The organism is Pseudactinotalea sp. (assembly GCF_048594945.1).
Classification (GTDB): domain Bacteria; phylum Actinomycetota; class Actinomycetes; order Actinomycetales; family Beutenbergiaceae; genus Pseudactinotalea.
The window spans coordinates 1-4,324 of record NZ_JBMDXJ010000532.1 but is presented as its reverse complement, the minus strand read 5'-3'; the positions used below and the strand labels follow the sequence as shown (position 1 = coordinate 4,324).

The following is a 4,324-nucleotide window of genomic DNA, read 5'->3' as shown; positions in this document are numbered from 1 at the left end:
CCCGCCGCCGTCTGCTCGACCCGGCACTTCCCCACGCCCACGCACCGGTGCACGGCTGTGGTGAGGTCGCCGCCATCGTGCTCGAAGGCGAAGCCACCGCGGGCGAGCGGCAGCGGTGTGGCGTGCGGGCGGCGCAGGTTCGCCGCGACCGGCTGCGGGCGCACCACCACCTCGGGGTTGAGCAGGTCGCGCGGGTCGAACAGGCCCTTGACCTGCTCGAACAGCCCGATCGCCTCGGGCGAGTAGATGTAGGGCAGCTGGTCGCCGCGCGCGCGACCGTCGCCGTGCTCGCCCGAGAGCGACCCGCCGTGGCTGGCCACCAGGGCCGCAGCATCGTGCATGAAGTCCCGGAAGATGGCCTCGCCGCCCGGCCGGTCCAGCGGCAGGTCGATGCGCACGTGGATGCAGCCGTCGCCGAAGTGCCCGTACGGCAGGCCGTCCACGCCGTAGCGGTCCAGCAAGGCGTTGAACTCGCGCAGGTAGGCGCCGAGCCGCTCGGGCGGCACCGCGGCGTCCTCCCAGCCCGGCCACGCCTGCGCGCCCGACGGCGTGCGCCCGGCCAGCCCTGCGCCGTCGGCCCTGATCTGCCAGATCCGGGTGGCCTCCGACCCTGCGGGGATGATCCGGACGGCGGAGGTGCCGGCGTCGCGCACGAGCGCCTCCGCGTTCGCGTACGCCTCCTCCTGCGTCTCGCCGCCCACCTCGACCAGCAGCCACCCGGCGCCGTCGGGTAGGTCGGGGATCGGTGCGGACGAGTGGCGCCGCACCACATCGAGCAGCCGGTCGTCGAGGCCCTCGACCGCAAGCGGCCGGTGCGCCAGCATCGCCGGCACCGCGTCCGCGGCCGCGGGCCTGTCCGGGTAGCCAAGTGCCACGATCGTGGGCGAGCCCGGGATCGGCACCAGGTCCACGGTCGCCTCCAGCACCGTGACCAGGGTTCCCTCGGTCCCGACGAGGAACTTGGCGAGGTCGCGCCCGTTCTCCGGGAGCAGGTGCTCGAGCGAGTAGCCGGACACCTGGCGGCCGAACCGGCCGAACTCGGTGCGGATCATCGCGAGGTTCGCGGACACGAGCTCGGCGAGACCGGGGATCGCCGCGAGGTCGCCACGCCCGGCGGTGAAGCGCCGCCCGGTGCCATCGACCACGTCGAGGCTGCGCGTGTTGTCGGCGGTGCGTCCGTAGGCGACCGCGTGCGGGCCGCACGCGTTGTTGCCGATCATCCCGGCGATCGTGCAACGGTTCTGCGTGGAGGGATCCGGGCCGAACCGCAGCCCGTGCGGCTTGGCCGCCGCCTGCAGCGTGCTCATCACGGTGCCCGGTTGCACCCGCGCGGTGCGCGCCTGCGGGTCGATCTCGAGGACCTTGTTGAGGTGCCGCGAGAAGTCGATCACCACACCCGGCCCGACGGCGTTCCCCGCGACCGAGGTCCCCCCACCTCGGGAGGTCAGCGGGCTGCCATGCGCCCGTGCCACCTCCAGCGTGGCGAGCACGTCCTCGGTGCTGCGGGGGAAGACGACGACCTCGGGCACCACCCGGTAGTTCGAGGCGTCGGTGCTGTACTCGGCTCGCCGGCGGCTGGAGGCATCGACCTCGCCGCGCACAGCGGCCCTGAGATCGGCGAGCAGGTCGGGCACGGCCCCAACTTACCGACCCTGGAGGCCCTGCGACGACGCCGTCCACGCCCACCGCCGAGATCGCTACGCGGGGGTATGCGGGTCACCCCGCAGCGAAGTCCAGCGCGTCCTCGGTGACGGCGAGAACCGTCCAGGTGCTGCCGTCGTCGGCCGTGAGCGCCCACGCAGGCAGCAGCGCGACCGTGCCGCCGCCGAGCGGGTACGCCGCCAGCGTGAGCTCGGCATCCGTGATCGTGCGGGCCTCGACCGGCCAGGGCAGTATCGACCCCGGCTCCGGCACGGCGCCCGGTCGTGACGCATCCGCGTCCATGCTCTCGGCCGCCAGATCACCGTTCGGCTGGGCGCCGAATCGCGGATCGGTGAGCCGCTCCACCGCCGTGACCGGCGACACCACGTCGTAGCTGCCGAGCGAGGCCAGCGGCGCGAGCCATCCCCAGGCCGAGTACACGCCGTCGACCGTCACGGTGATGCTCCACGTCAGCGCGGCCGATCCTTCCGGATAGGCGTCGACGCCCACGGCGCCGCTCCCGGTCTCGTCCGCGACGAAGCGCAGCCCGCTCGGGTCCACCCCGATCGTGGTGAGGAATTGCCGCGCTGCTTCCACGGGGTCGGCCGGCGTGGCACCGTCGCAGTCGCTGCACGCCCACGGGTCGAGCGTGGGATCGACGTAGCTGAATGTCACGGTGCCGTCGTCGTACAGCTCCACGGTGCGGCCGTCCGCGTCGGCGACCATCCAGGCACCACCGGTCTCGGTGACATCGCCGGCGACATCCAACGCGTCCGCGACCTCGGCAGCGCGTTCGGCGCTCGCGGCCCCGGACGGGTCGTAGGCAAACGCCTCCGCACTGCCGGTCTCGTCGGACAGCCCGGACTCCTCGTACGTCACGCGCCCACCTACGGGCATCGTGTCGTCGCCGTCGGACAGCGTCTCGCCGCCCTCGATCTCGGCCTCCTCGGAACCTCCGGCGCCGTCCGCACCGGAGAGCGGCTCGTCGTTCGCTGCCTCGCCGCTGTCCTCGTATGCCGAGTCGGCGGCGCCTCCCGCGCTGCCCCCGAAGGTGTCGTTCGCGCCCAGCGTGTAGCCGCCGACACCCACGATCACCGCAGCCGCCACGCCCGCCAGCCAGCCGGACCTGGTGGACCTCCGCTCGCGACGCGCGGCGAGCTCGTCGCGCCGCTCCGGCGGTGTCACCGTGCTCGGTTGCTCGTCCTCGAGGCGAGCGTCGACGGCGCGGCGCAGCGCGGCCAGGTCGCTCGCCTGTCCCGCGGCGGGGTCGGCGGCGCGGAGCCTGGCCAGGCTCTCGTCGTCGCTCATCGTGCTGTCCTTCCGTGGGCGCCGGGGCGCTCGCCCGTTCCCTTCCTCATGTGTGGCGCCGGTTCGGGCTGTTGCATCACGCCTCCACCCGCTCGTTCCAGCCGTCTCGCAGCCTGGCTCGGGCCCGGGACAGCGCGGCAGCCGCGCCTCCCCGGCTGATGCCGAGCGCCCGACCCAACGCCTCGCCGTCGAGCCCCTCCCAGACGTGCAGCAGCAGGATCTGCCGGTCCCGCGGGCTCAGCGTCGCGAGCACGGTGCGCACCTTCTCGTCCTCGACCACGACGTCCGCCGGGTCGGCGGCATACTCGCCGTCCACGTCGTCGGGCAGCTCCTCGACCGGGACCGGCCGGCCCTTGCGCCGGTAGTTCGCGAGCACGAACCCGGCGGTGCGGTACAGCCACGGGAGCTCGTGCCCCTCGGGGACGTCGTCACGCCGCCGCCAGGCGGTGGAGAGTACGTCGGCGGCAAGGTCCTCGGCATCGTCATGCGGAGCACGCCGCAGGAAGTAGCGGTGGACGGCGCGCGCGTGCTCAGCGAACAGCGCGTCGAACCAGGCTTGGTCACGTGGCGCTGCTGCGGCGGCGTCTGACCCCATCGGCGCTCCGTTCGCAGGCGTGCACAGTCGTGAGGGCGGGACGCCCCCTGTGGTGGGTGTGTCGCCGCTGGTCCGATCGTTGCACGTCGCGGCACGGCCGAGGGACTGCGCGGCGAGTCGCGGCGCCACGTTGCAGAAGTGTCCTTGATGGACACTTCTGATCCACCCACCGGCGGCGTGCGTGGCACACATGTCCCCGATGGACAGTTCTGCAACGCAAAGCCTTCCGGTGACGCGATCTCGCTCCACACAAACGAACGGCCCACCGGAGAACCGGTGGGCCGCCGTCGGGCACTCCTCAGAGGCGAGGTGAACTACTTGTCCGTGGCGTTGTTCCAGGCGTTCTTGACATTGTCGGCGGCGTCGCTGACGCCGTCCTTGACGTCCTCACCCGCCTGGCGCACGTTGGCCTCAGCCTGCTGCGCCTTGCCCTCAGCCTCGAGCTTCTCGTTGTCGGTGAGGTCGCCCACGCCCTCCTTGACCTTGCCGGCGGCCTCGTCGGCGAGGTTCTTGATCTTGTCTCCGAGCCCCATGGTTCACTCCCTCGGTCCGGGCATGCGCTGATCGCATGCCGCCACCTCGACAGTAACCCTCCACGACACGACGTAGGCCCGTATCCATACGGATCGGGGCCTACGCGCCGAGCCGCCTCGGGGAATCGAACCCCGGACCTATTCATTACGCGAACGCGCAGATCCGTTCGTTTCCGGTGGGTGCCGAAACATGCTGTGACCTGCGGCGATACCGCGATCCGGTATCCGCTCCCCTACCGTCGAATTC

General features: G+C 72.2%; 4 protein-coding genes. All 4 read right to left on the bottom strand.

Translation table 11 applies throughout. From position 1 onward, the window contains the following. On the bottom strand, window positions 1-1,634 hold a 1,634-nt coding region (locus tag ACOJSN_RS24355; RefSeq protein ID WP_420115075.1), incomplete at its 3' end, for an FAD-binding oxidoreductase. 82 nt (window positions 1,635-1,716) lie between these two features. Continuing rightward, complete coding sequence (locus ACOJSN_RS24350; RefSeq protein WP_420115074.1) at window positions 1,717-2,949, bottom strand: hypothetical protein; 1,233 nt, start codon at window positions 2,947-2,949, stop codon at window positions 1,717-1,719. Between the two features lie 76 nt (window positions 2,950-3,025). Then, on the bottom strand, window positions 3,026-3,544 hold the full coding sequence (locus tag ACOJSN_RS24345) for an RNA polymerase sigma factor (RefSeq protein ID WP_420115073.1): 519 nt from the start codon (window positions 3,542-3,544) through the stop codon (window positions 3,026-3,028). A gap of 314 nt (window positions 3,545-3,858) precedes the next feature. Further along, on the bottom strand, window positions 3,859-4,077 hold the full coding sequence (locus tag ACOJSN_RS24340; protein ID WP_420115072.1) for a CsbD family protein: 219 nt from the start codon (window positions 4,075-4,077) through the stop codon (window positions 3,859-3,861). Between the last annotated feature and the right edge of the window lie 247 nt (window positions 4,078-4,324).